Genomic DNA, 22,122 nt, shown 5'->3' on the forward strand with positions numbered 1-22,122 from the left:
TCGCCCTTGTGTAGTGATGTTCGTGCTGTGTCGGTGTTGTGGTGTGGCCCCTAGCCTGCGATCGCGTCGAGCACCGCCTTGTTGTAGATAATGCGGCCGGCAGTCGTCTTGATGTACTGGGAGATTAATTTGCCTTCGCTGTCTACGCGCACTCGGCGATCGGGATAGATTTCGGTGATGCTGCCATCCTCAGATTCCATCCGCTCTGGGGCAAGGTTCTTAGGCTGGTCAGACTCCACCTCGCCGTCAAATCGTAGCCAGACCTTAGCGTGCAGATCCACCAGGCCCTGCTCGAAGGCCATAATGGCGTCTTCCATGCTGCCGAAATAGTGGCCCTCGCCTTTAGTTGCATCGGGGTTTTCCGCCGTTAGGTAGTAGCAGCCCAACACCATGTCCTGGGATGGGGTAATAATGGGCTGGCCAGTGGCAGGCGACAGCACGTTGTTCGATGCCAGCATCAGCAGACGGGCCTCCGACTGCGCCTCAAGGGACAGCGGCACGTGCACGGCCATCTGGTCACCGTCAAAGTCAGCGTTAAAAGCCGGACACACTAGCGGGTGCAGCTGAATTGCCCGCCCTTCCACCAGGATGGGTTCAAACGCTTGAATTCCCAAACGGTGTAGAGTCGGAGCCCGGTTGAGCATGACCGGATGGCTCTCAATCACCTCTTCCAGCACGTCCCACACGCTGGGGTCGTTGTGCTGAATCAGCTTCTTTGCCGCCTTGATGTTGTTGACCAGACCCTGGCGAATCAGCCGATGGATCACAAAGGGCTGAAATAGCTCGATCGCCATCTCCCGAGGCAGACCGCACTGGTGAATCTGCAGCTTCGGCCCCACCACAATTACAGAACGGCCGGAGTAATCAACTCGCTTGCCCAACAGGTTCTGTCGGAAGCGCCCCTGCTTACCTTCGATAATGTCGGAGAGTGACTTCAGCGGGCGATTGTTAGCCCCCACCACGGTTCGACCCCGGCGACCGTTGTCAATCAGGGCATCTACCGCCTCCTGCAACATCCGCTTTTCGTTGCGGACGATGATTTCAGGAGCCAGAATCTCCTGAAGGCGAGCCAACCGGTTGTTGCGGTTGATCACCCGGCGGTACAGGTCGTTCAGGTCAGAGGTCGCAAAACGGCCGCCGTCCAACTGCACCATCGGCCGCAGATCGGGCGGAATTACCGGAATCACGTCCAGCACCATCCACTCAGTCTTAGAACCTGTGGCAATAAAGTTGTCGATTACCCGCAGACGCTTGATCAACTTGGCCCGCTTCTGGCCCTTAGAATTGGCGATGTCTTCCCGCAGCTTTTCCGCTGTGGTTTCCAATTCCAGATCCTCTAGCAGCCGCTGAAGAGCTTCAGCGCCAATGCCAACCTCTACCCCAGCCAGCTCAGTCTCTTCGTCGTAGAGCTGGTCTTCAATTTCAATCCACTGATCTTCTGTCAGCAGCTGCTTATAGCTGAGATTCTCAGCGTTACCCGGATCAAGCACTACGTAGGCGTTGAAGTAGACAATCTGCTCCACGTCCCGCAGCGGCATATCGAGCAGAATGGCGATGTAGCTGGGAATGCCTTTGAGGTACCACACGTGGGCTACCGGAGCAGCCAGCTTGATATAGCCCATGCGGTGACGACGCACCCGCGATTCAGTCACCTCTACACCGCAGCGCTCACAGACAATGCCGCGATGGCGCACACGCTTGTACTTACCACAGTGGCACTCCCAGTCCTTGGCGGGGCCAAAGATGCGCTCACAGAACAGCCCGTCCATTTCGGGTTTAAGAGTGCGGTAGTTAATGGTTTCAGGCTTGGTCACCTCACCCACAATTTGCCCGTTGGGCAGGGTGCGTTCCCCCCACTGGCGAATGCGTTCTGGGGAGGCTAATCCAATTTTGACGTAGTCAAACCGCTGTTCTAGCTTGGCCATGCTGGGTATTTTCCTTGTAAGCGCGCTCGGTCTGATCAATGCAGGTTAGGCCGACCTCCGGAACTGGGTCAGATACAATTCCGGGGTCGGATCAGGGATAGGCTAGTCTTCTACTTCCTCTAGCTCTTCATCCCGGGCGATGGACTCATAGGTGGGGCGAGAAGGGGTACGGCGACTGTTGACGTCGGCCATGAGATCCACTTCGGTATCGCGGCTAGTGCCGTCTTCCCGAGTTTCTACCTTGTGCACCGCAATGTCTAAACAGAGGGACTGAAGCTCTCGCATCAGCACCTTGAAGGACTCAGGGGTACCCGGCCGAGGAATCGACTTACCCTTGACGATCGCATTGAGCGCCTCATTACGGCCTTGCATATCGTCCGACTTCACCGTCAGCAACTCCTGAAGGGTGTAGGCTGCCCCAAAGGCTTCCAGGGCCCAAACTTCCATTTCTCCAAAGCGCTGACCACCCTGCTGGGCCTTACCACCCAGAGGCTGCTGAGTCACCAGAGAGTAGGGGCCTGTAGAACGAGCGTGGATCTTGTCGTCAACTAGGTGCACCAGCTTCAGCATGTAGGCTCTACCGACGGTAATTGCCTTGTCAAAAGCTTCCCCGGTACGGCCGTCCCGCAGCACAATTTTGCCGGGGTCGTCAGGATTGAAGATCCAGTCTTTGCCGCTGGTTTCTCGCGCTTCCATCAACTTGCCGTGGGTAGAGTTTCGAGAGGCCTCCTCTCCGTACATCTCGTCGAAGGGAATCACCTTGAAGCGACAATCAAGGTTGTCGGCAGCCCAGCCCAGCAGACACTCAAACACCTGCCCCACGTTCATGCGGGAAGGTACTCCAAGCGGGTTGAGGGCAATGTCGATGGGAGTGCCATCGGGCAGGTAGGGCATATCTTCAATGGGCAAAATGCGGGAAATAATTCCCTTGTTGCCGTGGCGACCAGCCATCTTGTCGCCCACCTGAATCTTGCGCTTTTGGGCCACATAGACCCGCACCACCATGTTGGCGCCGGGGGGCAGCTCGTCGCCCTGCTCTCGGGTAAACACCCGCACATCCACAACCCGACCTTTCTCTCCGTTGGGCACTCGCAGAGAGTTATCGCGCACGTCTCGAGCTTTTTCACCAAAGATGGCCCGCAGCAGCTTTTCTTCAGGGGGCTGGTCAGACTCGCCCTTAGGCGTGACCTTACCCACCAGAATGTCACCTGACTCTACCCAGGCCCCAATGCGAATGATCCCAGTTTCGTCAAGCTGACGCAGGGCATCTTCACCAACGTTGGGAATCTCCCGAGTGATTTCCTCGGGGCCAAGCTTTGTCTGGCGCGCCTCGATCTCAAACTTCTCCACGTGAATGGAGGTGTAGACGTCGTCGTATACCAGACGCTCGCTGAGCAGGATAGCGTCCTCGTAGTTATAGCCCTCCCAAGGCATGTAGGCGACCAAAACGTTTTGCCCTAGCGCCAATTCACCGCCCTCGGTAGCAGAGCCGTCAGCCAACACCTGGCCCGACTGCACCTTTTCCCCAGGGAATACGATGGGGCGCTGGTTCAGACAGGTGTCTTGGTTAGAGCGCTGGTACTTTTGCAGCTCGTACTCGTGGACGTTGCCTTCGGGATCGCGAACCTTGATCAGATCGGCATCCAGGTAGACAATTTCCCCGTCGGTGCGGCTGATGATCACCATGCCCGAGTCACGGGCGGCCTGGGCTTCTAAGCCAGTCCCCACCAAAGGGCGTTCAGGCTGAAGCAGAGGCACGGCCTGGCGCTGCATGTTAGAACCCATCAGCGCCCGGTTGGCGTCGTCGTGCTCTAGGAAAGGAATCAGCGAGGTAGCCACAGAGATAATCTGTACGGGTGACACCGCGACGTAGTCCACCTCAGTGGAGTCAGTGGTGGTGAAATCTTGGCGATAGCGCACCGGAATTGTGCTGCCAATGATGTAGCCGTTTTCGTCGGTGGCAATGTCTCCAGGGGCGACCCGCAGATCGTCTTCCTCATCGGCAGTCATATAGATGGGCTCGACGTCCTTGAAGACCCGACCGTTCTCAGCTTTGAAGAAGGGGGTCTCAATGAAGCCGAACTCATTGACACGGGCGTGGGTAGCTAGAGAGCCAATCAGGCCGGCATTAGGACCTTCCGGAGTTTCAATGGGACAGATACGTCCGTAGTGGGAGGGGTGAATATCCCGCACGGCAAAACCAGCCCGCTCCCGGGTGAGGCCGCCTGGGCCGAGGGCGCTAATGCGTCGCTTGTGGGTCAACTCCGCCAGAGGGTTGGTTTGATCCATAAACTGGGAGAGCTGGCTAGAGCCAAAGAACTCCTTGATAGCAGCCACCAGAGGCTTCGGGTTGACCAGAGATGCTGGGGTGAGTGAGTCTGAGTCAGAAACGGTCATGCGTTCCCGAATGATGCGCTCTAGGCGGTTGAGACCTACTCGCACCTGGTTTTGCAGCAGCTCACCCACGGAACGCACCCGGCGGTTACCTAGGTGGTCGATGTCGTCGATGGAACCGATATCAAATTCGAGATTGATCAGGTAGTCAATCGCCGACAGAATGTCGGTGGGGGTCAGCACCCGAGTGGCATCAGGCACGTTGAGGCGCAGCTTGCGGTTGAGCTTATAGCGACCTACCCGGCCTAGGTCATAGCGCTTGGGGTCAGAGAATCGCGAGTGTAGCAGCTGCTCACCGCCCGCCACGGTGGGCGGTTCGCCGGGACGCAGCTTGCGGTACAGCTCTAGCAGAGCCTCCTCTTCGCTGAACTGGCCCTCCTTCTCAATGGTTTTTTGGAAGTAGTCGGGGTGACGCAGAGAGTCAAAGATCTCGTTGTCGGTTAGCCCCAACGCCTTGAGCAGCACCTGAGCCGATAGCTTGCGGGTCTTGTCAATGCGAACCCAAACCAGGTCGTTTTTGTCGGTCTCAAACTTGAGCCAAGCACCCCGGTTGGGGATCAGGTTAGCGTTGTAGGTGCGGCGACCGTTTTTGTCGGTCTCGGCCTTATAGTAGACCCCAGGGCTGCGCACAATCTGGTTAACGATGACTCGCTCTGCACCGTTGATGATGAAGGTGCCGCGATCGGTCATCAAAGGCAGGTCACCAATAAAGACTTCCTGCTCCTTAATCTCCCCAGTCTCCTTGTTGATTAGCCGGGTAGGCACATACATTTGCACGGCGTAGGTGGCATCCCGCCGCTTGGCTTCATCGACGTCATACTTAGGGCTTTTGAGCTTGTACTGTTTGCCGAGGAAATGCAGTTCAAGTTTGCCGGTATAGTCGGTAATAGGAGAAAAGCTTTCCAGCTCTTCGATTAATCCCTCTTCTAGGAACCAGCGAAAACTAGACCGCTGGATTTCTACCAGGTCGGGCAGGACAAAGTTGGGGGGAGCTTGGTAAACGGTAGTTTCAGTCATGGGTCTCCTAGTGCAGGTTGGCCAGGTGCAGGTGGCCAAGATCAACGACGCGTCTGGAACAATAGGCAGCAGCGAACAAATCGCCTCGCCTGATTAAGCTAACTGCTAACCGCCCGCCGGGGTTGGAAGACGAGATGTATCGGCATCAGCGGAGGAAAATACAAGGGACTTGGGTAGGTTAAACAACGTCACAGCGTTATGAGTGGTGGTCTGGGCTAAAGCCTCAAATTCAACCTGGCGCAGCTCGGCTAGGTGAGCTGCCACATGGTACACAAAGGCTGGCTGGTTGCGTCGCTCCTTGCGGCGAGGCTCAGGGGTAAGAAAGGGACAGTCGGTTTCGACTAGCAGGCGATCGCTGGGCACCATTTGGGCTGAAGCCTTGACTTGATGAGCATTCTTAAAGGTAACGATGCCGCTAAAGCTGATGTAGAAGCCCAGATCTAAAAATGTTTGGGTCTCCTCTGGGGTGCCTGCCCAGCAGTGCATTACACCCGTGACAGAACCAACGGTGAGCTGAAACTCTCGAATGACTTCGGCAGTGGCTGAGGCTGCATCTCGACAGTGAACGATAACCGGCAGATTTTGGCGATGGGCAATGGTCAACTGTTGCCAGAAGGCTTCGCGCTGTACGGCTTCATCATCGGCTTTGAAAAAGTCGAGGCCAGTCTCGCCGATGGCGACGACTCGACTGTCAGAAGTCGCTAGCTGAGCAATCTGATCCGCTGTAGCACTACTCCACTTGTCCATATCGAGAGGATGGAGCCCTACGGCTAGAAACAGCTCCGGGATGCGATCGGCGATGCGCTGCATGGCCAAAAACTCCCCTGGCTCTACGCAGGAATGCACCAAAGCCAAAACCCCGGCCTGTCGCCAGGCCTGGGTTAGTTCGTCGAGATCCCCAGCGAACGATTCAAAGTTGAGATGTACGTGGGTATCAACCAGAGGCATAGGGAATGCAGCGACAAAAACGGCAGGCAGCGTAGGTCAACCCAAAGGTGCCTAAGACGCAACCCCTGCCGCCTCCTGAGCCTTGAGCACTCGCGCTATACGGGATTTTTTGCGAGCCCCTGTGTTGGGGTGAAGTACACCACGCTTAACGGCCTTATCGATCTTGCTGTAGGCGGCAGCCATAGTAGATTCGACCTGCTTGAGAGAGTCGGGGCTAGGGTTAGCCTGATGAGCCTCGACCGCAGCGAGGTAATTTTTGGTTAGGGTTTTAACCGCCGATTTATAGGACCGGTTATGGAGCCGATTGCGCTCGGCAACTTCAATTCGTTTCAGTGCAGACTTAATGTTTGCCACAGTTCGCCCTAGCTTAACAAGATTATATTGACTGGATAAAACATGTTAGCACCTAATAGCGCTATTGACGTGATTGAATGCGTTGGTTTCGTGCCAAATTGGTCTTTAGATCGACTAGGATGTTAGAACGCTGGCGTTGACTGCTTTTCAGGGACACTCCATCTCCCTTTGAGGGGCAACCTGGCCAACTGTACCTTGCTGGCTTATCGGGATTCCTAGCTGTAATGCTCCGCATCACTCATCAGCTAACTGAGGCAAGAACAGAGCTGCAACGCATCTGTGCCCGCACCCACGACGACCAAGTCGTTCACAAGGAAGCAACAGTTCGAGAGATTTTGCATGCGGTTCGGCGCCAGGGAGATCAGGCGCTGTTGCAGTACACAGCGGATTTTGACGGCGTTACTTTGGCTGCTGAGGGGTTACGATTTTCGGGGGCGGAGCTGGATACTGCCTACCAACAGGTCAGCAAGGGCCTGCTGGATGCAATTCGCTTGGCCTGTAAAAATGTGGAGTCCTTTCATCGTGAGCGAGTGCCCCAAAGCTGGGTGCGGTTTGAGGACAATGGGGTAGTACTCGGTAAGCGCTATACCCCTGTCGACCGAGCTGGGCTCTACGTGCCTGGTGGGCGCGCTTCCTATCCGAGCACCGTGATTATGAACGCTATTCCGGCTCGGGTAGCTGGGGTACCCAAAATAGTTATGGTGACTCCGCCTAGCAAAACCGGCACGGTCAACCCGGCCGTATTGGTCGCGGCTCAGGAGGCTGGGATCACGGAGATCTATCGGGTTGGAGGAGCTCAGGCGATCGCAGCTCTAGCCTACGGTACCGAAACGATCCCGGCGGTGGATGTGATTACTGGCCCCGGCAATATCTACGTGACTCTGGCTAAAAAGCTGGTGTTTGGGACAGTGGGCATTGACTCCTTGGCGGGACCTTCAGAAGTATTGGTGATTGCTGACCATACCGCTAATCCAGCCCACGTGGCAGCCGACCTGCTGGCTCAGGCCGAACATGACCCGATCGCCGCTGCGATTTTGATTACCACCAGTGCCTCCCTAGCTGAGGCGGTCGCAGCTGAGGTAGATCGGCAGCTCCTGGGCCATCCGCGCCAGACGCTAACCGAGAAGGCGATCGCAAACTATGGTTTGGCAGTTGTTGTTGATAGCCTGGAGCTAGCCGCCGACCTTTCCAATGGCTTTGCGCCCGAACACCTTCAGCTAGAGGTAGCCGAACCCTGGGACTTGCTGGAGCATGTTCGCCACGCTGGAGCGATCTTTTTAGGGCACTCGACCCCGGAAGCGGTGGGTGACTACTTGGCTGGGCCTAACCACACCCTGCCCACCTCTGGGGCTGCCCGCTATGCCTCGCCCCTATCCACCGAAACGTTCATGAAGCACTCTAGCCTGATGCAGTATTCGCCGGAGGCGCTGCGGGGAGTAGCTGAGGCGATCGCCGTGCTGACTGAAACCGAAGGGCTACCCTCCCATGGCGACTCAGTGCAGCGGCGAGTGCAGCCTGACAGCAGCGACGGTGCCCCTAGCCTTTAACAACGCACCCGATTCCAGCATTAAAGATGGGCGGGGTGCCTGGTGCCTGTGGCACAATTAACGGGTTCACGCTTCTGGGGTCTGGGTTGAGCTGCTATGACGAAGTTTGTATTTGTAACCGGCGGCGTGGTGTCGAGCATCGGCAAAGGCATTGTGGCATCTAGCCTGGGGCGGTTGCTCAAGTCGCGGGACTATTCCGTTTCCATTCTGAAGCTCGATCCCTATATCAATGTTGACCCCGGCACCATGAGTCCCTTTCAGCATGGGGAGGTGTTTGTTACCGAAGACGGGGCTGAGACCGATCTCGACCTGGGCCACTACGAACGCTTTACGGACACCGCCATGTCGCGATTGAACAGCGTCACCACAGGCTCAATCTACCAGGCGGTAATTAACCGAGAGCGGCGGGGCGACTACCAGGGAGGCACGGTGCAGGTGATTCCCCACATCACCAACGAGATTAAGGAGCGGATTCATCGGGTGGCTCGTAACACCACCCCTGATGTGGTAATTACTGAGATTGGCGGCACCGTGGGCGACATTGAGTCACTGCCCTTTTTAGAGGCGATTCGCCAGTTTCGCAAGGACGTAGGGCGGCAAGACGTGCTCTACATGCACGTTACCCTGGTGCCTTGGATTGCCTCGGCGGGAGAACTCAAGACCAAGCCCACCCAGCACTCGGTGAAGGAACTGCGCTCCATCGGCATCCAGCCTGATATTTTGGTGTGTCGCTGCGAGTGCGCCTTGCCCCAGCCGATGAAGGAAAAAATTGCCGAGTTCTGTGACGTGCCTGCCGAAGCGGTGATCACCTGTCAAGATGCCAGCAGCATCTATGAGGTACCCCTCAAGTTAGAGCACGAGGGGTTGGCCCATCAGGCTATCAAGATCCTTGCCCTCGACCAGCGTCAGCCCCACTTAGGCCAGTGGGAAACCCTAGTAGAAGGGCTCTACAGCTCCAGTCGTCCAGTCGATATTGCCATTGTTGGCAAGTACGTCAGCCTCAACGATGCCTATTTGTCAGTGGTGGAAGCCTTGCGCCACGCGGCGATCGCCCATCGGGCTGCCCTTAATGTGCGCTGGATCAACTCCGAAGATATTGAGGTCAACGGCCCAGATGCTCATTTGAGCGGCGTCAACGGCATTTTGGTGCCGGGGGGATTTGGCTCTCGGGGCATTGACGGCAAGGTGCAGGCTATTCGGTATGCTCGAGAGCGAGGCATTCCCTTTTTGGGGCTGTGCCTGGGCATGCAGTGCTCAGTGGTAGAGTGGGCCTGCAATGTTGCGCACCTAGAAGGTGCCGATAGCTCAGAGTTTTCCCCGGAGGCTGCTAATCCGGTGATTAGCCTGCTGCCTGAGCAACAGGACGTGGTTGACTTGGGCGGCACCATGCGCCTGGGGCTATACCCCTGCCGTCTTGTCCCCGACACCTTAGCCAGCCGTCTCTATGGCGAAGAGGTCGTCTACGAGCGCCATCGCCACCGCTACGAGTTCAACAACGCCTACCGCAACCTATTTCTAGAATCAGGGTATCAGGTCAGCGGCACCTCCCCTGATGGTCGTCTAGTGGAAATCATTGAGCTGCCTAGCCATCCGTTCTTTATTGCCAGCCAGTTTCACCCCGAGTTTCAGTCGCGTCCCAGCGCCCCTCACCCACTGTTTTTAGGGTTAGTTAATGCTGCCCTAGAAACCACCATGTCACATACCCCAATACCGTTGGAAGTTGGGGCGGCTGTAGATGGTTGAGTCTGTTCTTTAGCTAGCGCGATCGGCCCCTTGCTGTCGCCAGGGGTATTCATACGGTTTTGTGTGAATGCCCCCAAGAAGGGCGTTATGGTTTTCAATTCAGGGCGTTTGAATAGCGGATAGCTAGTTGCCCGCACCCGTTCTGCCGCAAAGCTCGCTGTTGGGCGTTAGGGATACCAGAGTGAGTGTGGGAGCGGGGCAGTCCCTAGCCGCAGCAGAGGGCTTGGCTTGCGGGATATTCTAGGGCAACAATTGGGGAACAGCAGGAGCTGTTCTGGTCTTGTCCAGCCAGCCAGTAGGTGGTCATGCTATCGCCGCTTTTCAAGCGGATTGGGCCGCGGGGCTCTAGGGCGAAGTGGTCTTTAAGGTGAGTATGGGTTAGCTCCGACACCTGAATTTTGCCCGCTTCGCCGGTGGTTTCCATGAAACTAGCAATATTGACGGTGTCGCCCCAGAGGTCGTAGATAAACTTGCGAATACCGATTACGCCGGCCACCACGCTGCCTGAGTTGATGCCGATGCGCAGCTCAAAGGGACGGCCGTCGGGTCGGCAAAAGTCGCGGATCGTCGTCTGCATCTCGAGGGCCATGCAGGCGATCGCCTGGGCATGATCAGGGCGTGGCGTGGGTACCCCTGCTGCCACCATGTAAGCATCGCCGATGGTTTTGATTTTTTCGAGCTTGTAGGTAGCGGCCAATTCATCAAACCGAGAAAACATGCGATTGAGCAGCTGCACCAGCTCACAGGGAGCGAGTTTGGCGGCCACAGTGCTAAAGTCCACGATGTCCGCGAACAGAATGGTAACGCCGTCGAATTGATCGGCGATCGCCTGCTCCCGTTCCTTTAGGCGCTGGGCAATTTGAAAGGGCAGCACGTTGGTCAGTAGTTCTTCGGAGCGCTGGCGCTGGCGACGCAGTTCAGCTTCGGCCAGCAGGCGCTCTTTGATTTCGGCCTGAAGCTGCTGATTTTGAGCCTCTAGCTGCAGCTGCTGGCGACGCAGGGCCAGCTGATGCTTGACCCGCAGCAGTACCTCATAGGCCATAAAAGGCTTGACGATATAATCCGCCGCCCCCAGTTGAAAGGCCTTTTCTTTTTCGGCTTCCGCATCGCGAGCCGTGAGAAAAATCACCGGAATGCTCTGGGTGGCTGGGTCGGCTTTGAGCTGGTGACACACGGCAAAGCCATCCATGGTGGGCATGGTAATGTCGAGCAAAATGAGATCGGGAGGAGCTAGGGCGATGGCGTTGAGAGCCAAAGCCCCACTGATGGCCTTGCGACAGCGGTAGCCTTCGATCTCAAGAATGGCTGACAACACCCGCAGATTGTCAGGGATATCGTCTACCAACAGAATGTCTACATCCTCGTTGACGTGGGGTTTGGCGATAATCATAGGTTGAAGCTACAGGGAAACGGGTGCGGTGGAAACAGCCGTCAGGTCGATAATGACATCAAGGCGAAAATCGTTAACCAGGCGGTCTAGCCGCTGAGCTAGAACCTTCTGCTCAGCGGGAAGTTGAGCGATCAGCTGACGAACCTGCCGATCGTTGGCAGCCTGAGCCGCCTGATGAATTTGAGCTAACCAGTCGGGAGCCAGCGAGCTGAAGTCGGCTTGGGTAAGGGGGCGCTGATCTCTGCCTGAGCCTTGTCCATTAACGCTGAGGGGGCCAACTACAGCTGTTTTGGCGTCGGTCTGTACGACCTCGGCATACTGGTAGATTAGGCCAAGGCTACAACCAATTTGTTCTAACAGTTGATCGCGCTTGAGGGGCTTGGGCAACACAGCATCACAGCCCGCCACGATGCAGTCTGACTGCTGCTCTTCAAACACGCTAGCGGTAACGGCGACAATTACAGTGGCACTGCCACCGGGCAGCTGGCGCAACTGGCGGGCTACACCATAGCCGTCAAGTACGGGCATACGCATGTCGAGGCAAATCAGATGGGGCTGCCAGTTTGTCCACAACTCGATCGCTTCTTCCCCTTGGCTGGCTTCGCGGACCTCAAAGCCAACCCCCTCTAACCAATGGCGCATGAGTAGGCGGCTTTCGGCTACATCGTCGGCGACCAAAATGCGGTAGTGGGGCTGTTCGGGGGCTAGGTGCACAATTGTCCGTTCTGCCTCGGCGGGTTCGAGCAGGGCAGTGGTAATCGCCCCAACGGGAATGCTCAGGGTAAACGTCGAGCCTTTGCCGGGCAGACTGGTTACCGCAATGGTGCCCCCCATGAGCTGGGCAAAGTTGTTGCTGAGGGATAGACCTAGCCCTGTGCCCTCGGCGGAGCGCCGACCCGATTTAGTTTGCTCAAAGGGCTGAAACAGGTAGGAAAGCTCGTCGGAGTCGATGCCAACTCCGGTGTCCTGCACCGTGATCTCAAGCCAGTGGGTTTTACTGCCGCCGCTATCCAGCATTAAGGCGCTGCCCCGCAGCCGCGATCGCACGGTGACGCAGCCCAAGGCCGTAAATTTAATGGCGTTGCTGATCAAGTTGATCAGAATTTGCCGCAGTTTGCCCTCATCAGCCCACAGCCGATGGGCCAGCGGCGGCGGTTGAACCACTTCCAAACGAATGCCTTTGGCCTCGGCCTTGAGCTGCAGCATGTCGTCTACGGACTGGAGAAGATAGTGCAGATCGAAGGCCGCTTCATCGAGGCTGATTTTGTTGGCCTCAATTTTTGCTAGGGACAGCACATTGTTGATTAACCCCAGCAGATGGTTGCCACTGCGATTCACGATGGCAATTAAGTCGCGGTGGTCGTTGCTGAGGCTGTTGTCGTCATGCAAGATTTGGGTAAAGCCTAAAATGGCGTTGAGGGGCGTGCGCAGCTCATGGCTCATGCTGGCCAGGAAGTCACCCTTGGCCTGGCTCGCGGCATCGGCGGCGCGCTTGGCAATTTCTAGAGCCTGGGCCTGCTGCTGGGTTTTGCGCAGCAGGTTGGCCTGTTGTACGGCGGTACCCAGCTGCGCCCCCACCTGGAGCACCATTTTGACCTCGTGGCGAGTCCAGGTGCGGGCCTGGTGGTGGGCGTAAACCCCCAGCAACCCCCAGAGCTGACTGCCAGCAAAAATCGGCACGATGACGTAGGCGCGAATCTGCCAGCGCTCTAAAAACTCCAGATAGCAGCTGTCAAACCCTTCGCCATAGATGTCGTTAACGCGGTGATAGGTGCGGTCTTGGCGGTAGGTTTCGGCCTGGGTTTCTTGGAGGTAGGTGTCTTCTAACAGCAAATAACCCTCGTCAAAGCCGCTATTTTGCATCTGGCGAGCACCACAGTCATCGCGATCGATGAGCGAATGCCCCGTCGTTGGATCGGCCACAGTCGAGGGGGCCATGGGGTCAGCGAGGGCTTCAGCCACGACAGAACCGCTCCAGTTTTCGTTGAAACGGTAGATCCAGGCGCGATCGCAGCCGATGGCCTGCTGAAGTTCTTGGGTAGTGGCGGCAAAAATGGTTTCTAAATCGAGGGTTTGGCGCATGCGTTGCACAATGCGCATGATCGCCTGTTCACGGTTGGCTACCGCCCGCACAGCGTCCTCGGCCTGCTTTTGAATAGTGATGTCGCTACAGGTGCAGACCACCCGTTCGATGTCGCCGACCTCGTTGAGTTGGGGGTCAACGTTGACCAACAGCCAGCGCGGTGGGTCGGCGATCGCCGCACTGACCCCCATGATCACGTCTCCGATCGGGGTCTTGTGGGCAATGGCCTGCTGCACCGGCAGGTCGGCGGGTGCAAAGGGGGTACCATCTTCGCGGTAAATTATCCCCGCTTGACCAAACACCAGCGGAGCACCATTGGCTGCGGGCAAAAGCAAAAACTGCTGAGCCGCTCGATTGCTAACCAGAATTTCGGCCTTGGAATTGAGCAGCAGCGCCCCTACCCCCATCTCGCGAATTAGGGTGCGAAAACGGTGTTCACTGTGAGATAACGCCTCTTTTTGCAGGCGCTGTCGAGTGAGGCGCTGGTTAATTCTTAGGGTAATGAGGATGCCCAGCAAAATTAGCCCAACCCCAAATCCGACCGCCACCGCCAGCCAGCGTCCCTCTAAATTTGGCAAAACTCCAGCCGCTTCTAGGCGGTTGGGGCTAGTCAAAAACACCGTTCCCGCCATGCCGGTGTAGTGCAGACCGCCAATCCCCGACCCCAGAGAGAGCACAGCTAGGTGGGCAGGCCAGCGATCGCCCCGCGTGGGGTAGCGGCGAGACCAGAGGCTAAAGCTCAAGGCAACAGTTGAAGCGGTGACGGCGACGATGACCGAAAGTCCCACCAGAGGCCACCGATAGCTAATGTGGGCGGGCATGGCCATGGCGGACATTCCGGTGTAATGCATCCAGGCGATCGCCAGCCCCATCACAATGCCCGACGCACTCAAGCTCAACCAGCTAAAGCCCGCGCGGCTGACCAACCACAGGGCCATTCCTGCCGCCAGCACCGCATATACCAACGAGAGTGCGGTAATGAGCGGATCGTAGTTGACTGGCAGCGGCAGCTCTAAAGCCAGCATGGCCACAAAGTGGGTAGCCCAAATGCCGGTGCCCATTGCCAGGGCACCACCTGTCAGCCAAAGCCACTGCCGCCATCCCGTTGCGGCCAAGATTTGCTGCCCTAAACTTAGCGTGGTGTACGAGGCCAGAATTGCAATCCCAAAAGATAAGCAGACTAAACCAGCGTTGTAATGACCAACAACCGCATAGGCCATCGTGGTAGTTTCAACCGAAGACTAAATATGAAATTGCCTTAGATGCACCTCTAGCTTTCCCGAACTCACTGTGCTTTCACCAGCTGTTTGTGTCGAAGATCACAATTTCTTCGGGATTGCAAAATCTCGCTAGTTCGAGCCTCAGCTAAGTAGGTAAACGCATTAAAACTCCCTTATCTAAGGGTTGTAATGCCTTTTTCAAAGAAAAACAACGGTTGACTTATAGAGAATTAAATTACGTTTTAACCTGAGGTGTATCAGGATAAATGCCCCATTTTTTTCATTGTGCCGCCCTTATCCTGAGGAAAACACTTTCTAGAGTGTTTGTCCCCTCTCTTTGGAAAGATGCCACCAGTACCAGCTTCAGCTACATGCGCTCTAGTACCCGAATGCCTAGCAGAGATAGGCCCAGTTTTAGAGTTTTGGCCGTCAGATCGCAAAGCAGCAGGCGAGAGGTGCGCTGCGGTTCTGCGGCCTGGAGCACTGAGCAGCGATCGTAGAACTGGTTGAACTTTTGGCTCAGCTCAAATAGGTATTGGCAAAGGCGGTTGGGGTATAAATCCTGCGCCACCTCTCCCAGCACCTCATCAAGCTGGAGCAGATGCCGGGCTAAGGCAAACTCGCTGTCATCTTCTAGGTGAATGCAGGCTTCGGCGGGCAGGTGGTCGAAGTCGATGTCGCCCTTGCGGCTAATGCCCTGCACCCGCACATAGGCGTAAAGCATGTAGGGAGCCGTGTTGCCCGCCAGCGCCAGCATTTTGTCAAAGCTAAAGATGTAATTGCTGGTGCGGTTTTGGCTCAGATCGGCGTACTTAACGGCCCCAAGACCCACGGCCTCGGCCACATCTTGAATAAAGTCCTCCGTTTCCTGCCGATCTTCGGCTTGAATGCGAGCCTCTAGGTCGGCGCGAGCCCGGCTGACGGCTTCATCCAGCAAATCCTTGAGCTTCACCGTATCGCCAGAGCGGGTTTTAAACTTTTTGCCGTCTTCGCCCTGCACCACGCCAAAGGGCACGTGGGTCAGCTCAACGCCCGCCGGAATCCACCCCGCTTTGGCGGCGACCTGAAAGACCTGAGCGAAGTGGTTGCCCTGGCCCGCATCCACTACGTAGAGCACCCGCTCGGCCCCGTCCTGCTGGGTGCGATAGCGGATGGCGGCTAAGTCGGTGGTGGCATAGTTGTAGCCGCCGTCGGTTTTCTGGATGATCAGCGGCAGTGGGTCGCCGTCTTTGTTGGTAAAACCATCGGCAAAGACCACCTTAGCCCCCCGGTCTTCCACCAGCAGGCCGAGGGATTCGAGATCCTTCACCACATCCGCCAACAGAGGATTGTAAAAGGATTCGCCGCGCTCTTGGATTTGGACGTTGAGGCGATCGTAGAGTTTTTGAAATTCCTGGCGGGATTGGTCACAGAGGGCTTGCCAAGCTTTGGTAGAGGTTTCATCCCCTGACTGCAACCCCACCACGGCTTCGCGGGAGCGGGTTTTAAAGTCGTCCTCATCATCGAAGCGCTTTTTGGCCTGCTTATAGAAGGTTACCAGATCGCCAATATCGACTTTGGCACCCGCTTCCAGCGCCTCGGGACAAGCTTCTTTCAGGTGGGTGATCAGCATGCCGAACTGGGTGCCCCAATCGCCCACGTGGTTGAGCCGCAGCACGTCGTTGCCCATAAACTCCTGCACCCGGGCAATGGAGTCGCCGATGATGGTCGATCGCAAATGCCCGACGTGCATCTCTTTAGCAATATTGGGGCTAGAGAAATCGACAATTACTTTTTGGGGCGTCTTTACCGGTTCCACTCCCAGACGTGGGTCGGCCTGCATCGCCCGCAGTTGATCTTCTAAATAAGCGGTTTTGAAGCGCAGGTTGATAAAGCCGGGGCCAGCAATTTCGGGCGGTTCGCAGAGGTCGCTGACATCAAGCTTTTCGACAATCTGCATAGCAATGTCGCGGGGCTTTTGCTTCAGCGGCTTGGCCAGCGACATGGCCAAATTGGCTTGATAATCGCCAAACTTGGGGTTGCTGGTGGGCACAAGCATTGGGTCGGTGCCAGCCAAATCTGCACCAAAGGCGGTGACCAAAGCCTGGTCAAACCGGGCGGTAAGTTGTGCAAGTGTAGACTTCATGGTGTGTTCTAACCCCGTTGCGCTCCAAATAGTCCCTAAATGTTGATTGGCCTATGCACCGTCACCCGTTACTGACCGCTGCTGCGATCGCTGCCCTGCCCGAATCCACCTTTGTCCATCCCCTCAATCCTAGAGCAATCCGCCACGGCAGGTCGCTGGGCGATGCCGTCGGGTTTGAGCACATCGGCGTTCACCTGGTGCGGGTCGAACCCGGCCACGACTCAACCCAATACCACGTCCACCAGGCCGAGGAGGAATTTATCTACATTCTCTCGGGGCGAGGGCTGGCGGAAATTGGTGACGAGACCGTGGAGGTCAGCCCCGGTGATTTTATGGGGTTTGCTGCTGGCGGGCTGGCTCATAGCCTGAGCAATCCCTTTACGGAAGACCTAGTGTACCTGGTTGGGGGCATGCGGCTGGAGTTTGACATTTGCGATTATTCCAGGGTCAACACCCGTATGTATCGGCGAGGCGATCAGCGCGAGTATGTGGATTTGGCAGAATGAATGACTTATCTAGCATTGAGAACCTAACTTCAAACGAGTATCCGCCCCAGTATCGCCCTCCCTACCACCGCTTCATTGGAGTTGATCTAGGCTGGCAGAGCGGGCCTACTGGGCTCTGCTGTCTGCACCTGGATGAGGGCAAGCTGCGGCTAGTGGCGCTCGATCGCCTGCAAGCGGTAGACGACATTCTGGCTTGGATCTCCCGCTGGGCTGAAGGCTCGGCCAACGCAGTGGTAGCTGTAGATGCCCCGACGCTGATTCCCAACGAAGCAGGAATGCGCCTCCCCGATCGCCAGGCTCACAAGCACTTTGGCCGCTACGACGCGGGCTGCTACCCCGCTAACCTAGGCCGCCCCTTCGCCGCAAAATTGCTCGCCTTTGGTCTAGCGCTCGAATCCCTTGGCTTTCGGCACCAACCCCACAGCCAACCCCGGCCAGAGGGACGATTTCAGCTAGAGGTATTTCCCCACCCGGCGACAGTTCACCTATTTGGTCTGAGCAAAATTCTTAAGTACAAAAAGGGCACCTTGGCCCAGCGCCGCCCTGAGCTAGAGAAACTGCGGCAGTATCAGCTCTCAGTGCTGCCCACCCTAGAGCCTGCCCTAGAGCTACAAGAAGCCGATTTGCCAAAAATTCCCTTCGCTGGAGCCGCCCTGAAAGCGGTAGAAGACCAGCTCGATAGCCTCACCTGCGCCTATGTGGCCGCTCACTGGTGGACCTGGGGCATGGAGCGGAATTGGGTGCTGGGCGATCGCACTGAGGGTTATATCGTCGTCCCTGCTCCAGTCCAGATGCCAAGTTAGGCGATCAAAAGCTGCCTAACCAAATTGTCAGAAAGTACAATGAATTGTACAAAGGCGCAAAAAATTGTCTTTTTGTACAATTTTTGTGCCCTTCCTAGGATGCCGCCTGTATCTCACCCGTTTCAAAAAGGCTTGTTGGTCGTGCTAATGAACTACAACGACCATGCGCCGCCCCATAATTCATGTCAAATATCAGAACGATTACGGCAGCTATCGCCTTGAAATCAAATCCCGGCGATGGATGCAGTCTAGTAAACAGTTACCCCCAAAGCTAAAGCAGTTAATCGAAGCCTGGGTAGAAGCCCATGAAGAGGCCCTACTGGAGCAGTGGCAACGAGCAAGGCAAAACGAGACAGTTGAAATTGTGGGTTAAAGCAATGAAGTGGCAAGCTTGGCAAGCTCTGGCTAATGACGAAACCTACTGGCAAAACACCCAAGAGAAAGGCCTGTTAAAGGCTGAATGGCTGGGTGAATACTGTCTAAGGCTGTGGTTTGAAGTGTTGCTGGATGTAGAGATCTATGAGCTAGATTTCTTTCCCCTGTTGATTGAAGAAAACCCTGGCCCAGCGTTGTTGCCTCTGCAAGACCAATCACGATTCCAGTTTGTCAAAGGAGACTACGCCCTAGTTTGGCCCAATCCAGAGACAGGGGCCTACGATGAAGCTGCGATCGACCTAGCGCCCGAATGCGTACGGTTCTTCTGCGAGCGGTACGGTAAGTTGATAAAACCAGCAAAGTCTGTGGCCGTTGCCTGAAGCAATTGTGCCGTAACCCGTTCTGTAGCTAAGAGATTACCTGCCTTACCCATGCCAAAGCCTTTAGATATCAATGACTTTTTGCAAGGCTCTGGCCCGATTCTCGACGTGCGCAGCCCAGGGGAATTTCAGCAGGGGCACATCCCTGGCGCGATCAGCTTTCCCTTGTTCACCGATGCAGAGCGCGCCCAGGTGGGCACCTGCTACAAGCAGGTGGGGCGAGAGTCGGCGGTAGAATTGGGCTTCGACATCGCCGGCCCTAAATGTGGTGAATTTGTGCGCGTGGCCAAGGCGCTGGCCCCTGATCGCCACCTGCGAATTCACTGCTGGCGGGGGGGCATGCGCAGCGGCGGCATGGGCTGGATTTTGGAAATGGCGGGGTTTGCCGTTCACCTCCTCGATGGTGGCTATAAGGCCTATCGGCACTGGGTGCGGCAGACCCTGGCGACGCCCAAGCCAACCGTGATTTTGGGCGGGATGACGGGCAGCGGCAAGACGCTGATTCTTGAGGAGCTAGCGGCTTTGGGAGAGTCAGTATTGGATCTAGAAGGTTTGGCAAACCACCGAGGCAGCAGCTTTGGAGCGCTACTGCTGCCGCCCCAGCCCTCTGTGGAGCACTACGAGAACTTGTTGGCGAACCAGTGGGCAAGATTTCCGAGCGATAGTCAAGGACTGGCTTCAAAGGGCCAACGCCCTATTTGGCTAGAGGCCGAAAGTCGCCGGGTGGGCACCTGCCGGATTCCCGACGAGCTGTTTGTGCAGATGGATGCGGCTCCGGCGGTAGAGGTAGTGCGATCGCTCGATGAACGCCTTGACCTGCTGGTAGAGATTTATGGCGAAGCATCCCCGGAGAGTTTGGTAGAAGCGACGGAGCGAATTCGGAAGCGGTTGGGGGGCGATCGCGCCCAAGCCGCAGTACAGCACATTCGCTCGGGGAACCTGCGCGCTGCTTGCGCCATCATTCTGGACTACTACGATCGCGCCTATCGCCACGATCTAGAGCGCCGTCGCCGGGTTATTCCCCAGGTTGACATCAGTGGTTTGTCTCCCGCCGCCAGCGCTCGGCTGCTAGCCGAAAAGTTGCCGCAACTGGGTTTGCAACCGACCCCGTTGAGCCAGCACTAGGCTGAACATCGTCCTAGACATCCAAAAACGCCAGCGCCAAGGAGTTAGCGCTGGCGCTGACGTTGATTGTCAAACCAGTAACGGTTGACGGTTTTATTAAAGATAGCTCTACGAGTTGGGTTCAGCGGTGACGTTGGTAGCGCCATCTACGCCCCGGGCAATTTTCTTAGCTTGCTCTAGCACACCCTCAGCATCGGGGTTGTACTTCAGCACCACAGTGGAGCCGGTTTGAGCCACCCAGAGGCCAACAGTGTCAGAGATATTGGCTTGGTCGAGGGCCAGAGCTACACGTTTGGCCAAACCACTCTCGTCGAACTGACCATCGATGCCCACCTTGGCGGGTTCGATGGAGGCTTGAGTCGCTGCTTGCTTCACGTTGACTCTAGGGGAGGACTTAGCCTTTTCTTCTTCTTTTTTACCGAACAATTTGCCTAGAAAACCCATAACATATCTCCTGAATGAATTGGACCCGTTCCTTTGGTTGTAGACCAGCTCTGGTTAAAGCTTTTTGTGCTTTGCTAAAAGCTGGGGCTGCACCAAGATGGAACCTACCAGCAAATCGTAAAGAATCGATAAAGAGCCGACAAGGCCCACCGGATACAGTTGTCAACTCAGTCTTCAGGAATATTTCGCTGAAGTCTGGGGCAGAGGCTTTGGGCTAAGATAGAAAGCTGGCAACGCATTCGCCATCGTTTTCATCACTACTGCTTTACCGTATATCGCCCACAGGTCTGCCATGAGTAAGGGTACGCTGTTCGACAAGGTTTGGGATTTACACACCGTAGGTACCCTGCCCTCGGGGCAGACTCAGCTGTTTATTGGGCTGCACCTGGTGCATGAAGTTACCAGCCCCCAGGCCTTTGCCATGGTGCGCGAACGCCAGCTCACGGTGATGTATCCCCAGCGCACCGTCGCCACCGTCGACCACATCGTGCCCACCGAAAGCCAGGCCCGCCCCTTCGCTGACCCCCTGGCCGAGGCGATGATGCAGGCCCTCGATCAAAACTGTCAGGATCACGGCATCCGCTTTTACAACATTGGCTCAGGCAGTCAGGGCATTGTGCATGTGATTGCCCCCGAGCAGGGGTTGACCCAGCCCGGCATGACCATTGCCTGCGGCGATAGCCACACCTCGACCCACGGGGCTTTTGGGGCGATCGCCTTCGGCATTGGCACCAGCCAGGTGCGCGACGTGCTGGCCTCCCAAACCCTGGCCCTTGGCAAACTCAAGGTGCGCCGCGTGGAGGTCAATGGCGACTTACTGCCTGGGGTGTACGCCAAAGATGTGGTGCTGCACATTATTCGCAAGCTTGGGGTGAAAGGTGGCGTGGGCTATGCCTACGAGTTTGCCGGCAGTGCGATCGAGGCCATGTCAATGGAAGAGCGCATGACCCTCTGCAATATGGCGATCGAAGGGGGCGCGCGCTGCGGCTACGTCAACCCGGACCAAATCACCTACGACTATTTAAACGGGCGCGACTTTGCCCCCAAGGGTGAAGCTTGGGATGAGGCCGTGTCCTGGTGGAACACCCTGCGCAGCGACGCCAACGCCGAGTATGACGATGTGGCTGTGTTCGACGCCGCCGACATTGCCCCCACCGTGACCTGGGGCATTACTCCTGGCCAGGGTATTGCCATCAACGAAACCTTGCCCTGGCCCGACAGCCTGCCCGACGAAGAGCAGGTGCTGGCCCAAGACGCCTTTGCCTATATGGATTTCACCCCCGGCCAAAGCCTGAAGGGCACCGCCATTGACGTGTGCTTCATCGGCAGCTGCACAAACGGGCGCATCAGCGACCTGAGGGAAGCGGCAAAAGTAGTCCAGGGTCGAACGGTAGCCGAGGGAATAAAAGCCTTTGTGGTACCTGGTTCTGAGCGGGTGAAGCAGCAGGCCGAAGCCGAAGGGCTAGACCAAGTATTCACCGCTGCGGGCTTTGAGTGGCGCGAAGCAGGCTGCTCGATGTGTCTGGCCATGAACCCCGACAAGCTCCAGGGTCGACAGATTAGCGCCTCATCCTCTAACCGCAACTTTAAGGGTCGTCAGGGGTCGGCCTCGGGCCGCACTTTGCTCATGAGCCCAGCGATGGTAGCGGCGGCAGCTTTGGCTGGGCAAGTGACGGATGTGCGCGACTACCTACCCACCCACTAGAGCTAGCCTCATCTCAGTGGGGTACAGCGGCTACAAGG

The 22,122-nt window shown here is 56.6% G+C and carries 15 protein-coding genes; 7 read left to right on the forward strand and 8 right to left on the reverse strand.

What is annotated here, in order from left to right:
- Window positions 1-50: 50 nt before the first annotated feature.
- The 4 genes from H6F75_RS28570 to rpsT form a co-directional block, all read right to left on the reverse strand.
- The gene (locus H6F75_RS28570; RefSeq protein ID WP_190754363.1) at window positions 51-1,925 is read right to left on the reverse strand and encodes a DNA-directed RNA polymerase subunit gamma; all 1,875 of its coding nucleotides are present in this window, start codon (window positions 1,923-1,925) and stop codon (window positions 51-53) included.
- 102 nt (window positions 1,926-2,027) lie between these two features.
- Window positions 2,028-5,336: a DNA-directed RNA polymerase subunit beta gene (gene rpoB / locus H6F75_RS20795; protein ID WP_073607786.1), complete on the reverse strand. Its 3,309-nt coding sequence runs from the start codon at window positions 5,334-5,336 to the stop codon at window positions 2,028-2,030.
- Window positions 5,337-5,441: 105 nt separating this feature from the next.
- Complete coding sequence (locus H6F75_RS20800; RefSeq protein WP_190754364.1) at window positions 5,442-6,284, reverse strand: TatD family hydrolase; 843 nt, start codon at window positions 6,282-6,284, stop codon at window positions 5,442-5,444.
- 51 nt (window positions 6,285-6,335) lie between these two features.
- Window positions 6,336-6,638, reverse strand: coding sequence for a 30S ribosomal protein S20 (rpsT, locus tag H6F75_RS20805; RefSeq protein ID WP_190754365.1), 303 nt, complete (start codon window positions 6,636-6,638; stop codon window positions 6,336-6,338).
- A 224-nt stretch (window positions 6,639-6,862) separates the two neighbouring features.
- On the opposite strand from rpsT, the gene hisD reads away from it, so the two are divergent.
- Window positions 6,863-8,185: a histidinol dehydrogenase gene (gene hisD, locus H6F75_RS20810; RefSeq protein WP_190754366.1), complete on the forward strand. Its 1,323-nt coding sequence runs from the start codon at window positions 6,863-6,865 to the stop codon at window positions 8,183-8,185.
- Between the two features lie 96 nt (window positions 8,186-8,281).
- Window positions 8,282-9,928 carry a CTP synthase gene (locus H6F75_RS20815; RefSeq protein ID WP_190754367.1) on the forward strand — a complete coding sequence of 549 codons (1,647 nt, stop codon included), beginning with the start codon at window positions 8,282-8,284 and terminating at the stop codon, window positions 9,926-9,928.
- 205 nt (window positions 9,929-10,133) lie between these two features.
- On the opposite strand, the gene H6F75_RS20820 is transcribed toward H6F75_RS20815, so the two are convergent.
- From H6F75_RS20820 to argS, 3 genes are all read right to left on the reverse strand, one after another.
- Entirely contained in the window at window positions 10,134-11,318 is a 1,185-nt protein-coding gene (locus H6F75_RS20820) for an adenylate/guanylate cyclase domain-containing protein (protein WP_190754368.1), read from the reverse strand.
- 9 nt (window positions 11,319-11,327) lie between these two features.
- Window positions 11,328-14,516 (reverse strand): MHYT domain-containing protein, encoded by a 3,189-nt coding sequence (locus H6F75_RS20825; RefSeq protein WP_190754369.1) that lies wholly within the window; start codon window positions 14,514-14,516, stop codon window positions 11,328-11,330.
- 472 nt (window positions 14,517-14,988) lie between these two features.
- Entirely contained in the window at window positions 14,989-16,746 is a 1,758-nt protein-coding gene (argS, locus tag H6F75_RS20830; protein ID WP_190754370.1) for an arginine--tRNA ligase, read from the reverse strand.
- A gap of 53 nt (window positions 16,747-16,799) precedes the next feature.
- Between argS and H6F75_RS20835 the strand changes: the two genes are divergently transcribed.
- The 4 genes from H6F75_RS20835 to mnmH all read left to right on the forward strand — a co-directional run bounded on the left by H6F75_RS20835 (window position 16,800) and on the right by mnmH (window position 19,935).
- Window positions 16,800-17,252: a cupin domain-containing protein gene (locus H6F75_RS20835; protein WP_190754371.1), complete on the forward strand. Its 453-nt coding sequence runs from the start codon at window positions 16,800-16,802 to the stop codon at window positions 17,250-17,252.
- Complete coding sequence (locus H6F75_RS20840; protein ID WP_190754372.1) at window positions 17,249-18,055, forward strand: DUF429 domain-containing protein; 807 nt, start codon at window positions 17,249-17,251, stop codon at window positions 18,053-18,055. The genes H6F75_RS20835 and H6F75_RS20840 overlap by 4 nt, the downstream gene beginning before the upstream one ends.
- 377 nt (window positions 18,056-18,432) lie before the next feature.
- Complete coding sequence (locus H6F75_RS20850; RefSeq protein WP_190754374.1) at window positions 18,433-18,810, forward strand: hypothetical protein; 378 nt, start codon at window positions 18,433-18,435, stop codon at window positions 18,808-18,810.
- 51 nt (window positions 18,811-18,861) lie between these two features.
- Window positions 18,862-19,935: a tRNA 2-selenouridine(34) synthase MnmH gene (gene mnmH / locus H6F75_RS20855; RefSeq protein ID WP_190754375.1), complete on the forward strand. Its 1,074-nt coding sequence runs from the start codon at window positions 18,862-18,864 to the stop codon at window positions 19,933-19,935.
- Between the two features lie 108 nt (window positions 19,936-20,043).
- On the opposite strand, the gene H6F75_RS20860 is transcribed toward mnmH, so the two are convergent.
- Window positions 20,044-20,379, reverse strand: coding sequence for a hypothetical protein (locus tag H6F75_RS20860; RefSeq protein ID WP_190754376.1), 336 nt, complete (start codon window positions 20,377-20,379; stop codon window positions 20,044-20,046).
- A gap of 292 nt (window positions 20,380-20,671) precedes the next feature.
- Here H6F75_RS20860 and leuC point away from each other — a divergent pair, with 292 nt between their 5' ends.
- Window positions 20,672-22,084: a 3-isopropylmalate dehydratase large subunit gene (gene leuC, locus H6F75_RS20865; protein WP_190754377.1), complete on the forward strand. Its 1,413-nt coding sequence runs from the start codon at window positions 20,672-20,674 to the stop codon at window positions 22,082-22,084.
- Window positions 22,085-22,122: the final 38 nt, after the last annotated feature.

Source organism: Nodosilinea sp. FACHB-131, from assembly GCF_014695395.1.
GTDB lineage: Bacteria > Cyanobacteriota > Cyanobacteriia > Phormidesmidales > Phormidesmidaceae > Nodosilinea.

Coding starts and splice junctions, on each gene's coding strand:
- H6F75_RS20860 (WP_190754376.1), bottom strand. CDS start 20,379: ATGGGTTTTCTAGGCAAATTGTTCGGTAAAAAAGAAGAAGAAAAGGCT.
- H6F75_RS20850 (WP_190754374.1), top strand. CDS start 18,433: ATGAAGTGGCAAGCTTGGCAAGCTCTGGCTAATGACGAAACCTACTGG.
- rpoB (WP_073607786.1), bottom strand. CDS start 5,336: ATGACTGAAACTACCGTTTACCAAGCTCCCCCCAACTTTGTCCTGCCC.
- H6F75_RS20800 (WP_190754364.1), bottom strand. CDS start 6,284: ATGCCTCTGGTTGATACCCACGTACATCTCAACTTTGAATCGTTCGCT.
- leuC (WP_190754377.1), top strand. CDS start 20,672: ATGAGTAAGGGTACGCTGTTCGACAAGGTTTGGGATTTACACACCGTA.
- hisD (WP_190754366.1), top strand. CDS start 6,863: ATGCTCCGCATCACTCATCAGCTAACTGAGGCAAGAACAGAGCTGCAA.
- H6F75_RS20815 (WP_190754367.1), top strand. CDS start 8,282: ATGACGAAGTTTGTATTTGTAACCGGCGGCGTGGTGTCGAGCATCGGC.
- argS (WP_190754370.1), bottom strand. CDS start 16,746: ATGAAGTCTACACTTGCACAACTTACCGCCCGGTTTGACCAGGCTTTG.
- mnmH (WP_190754375.1), top strand. CDS start 18,862: ATGCCAAAGCCTTTAGATATCAATGACTTTTTGCAAGGCTCTGGCCCG.
- H6F75_RS20835 (WP_190754371.1), top strand. CDS start 16,800: ATGCACCGTCACCCGTTACTGACCGCTGCTGCGATCGCTGCCCTGCCC.
- H6F75_RS20840 (WP_190754372.1), top strand. CDS start 17,249: ATGAATGACTTATCTAGCATTGAGAACCTAACTTCAAACGAGTATCCG.
- H6F75_RS20820 (WP_190754368.1), bottom strand. CDS start 11,318: ATGATTATCGCCAAACCCCACGTCAACGAGGATGTAGACATTCTGTTG.
- H6F75_RS28570 (WP_190754363.1), bottom strand. CDS start 1,925: ATGGCCAAGCTAGAACAGCGGTTTGACTACGTCAAAATTGGATTAGCC.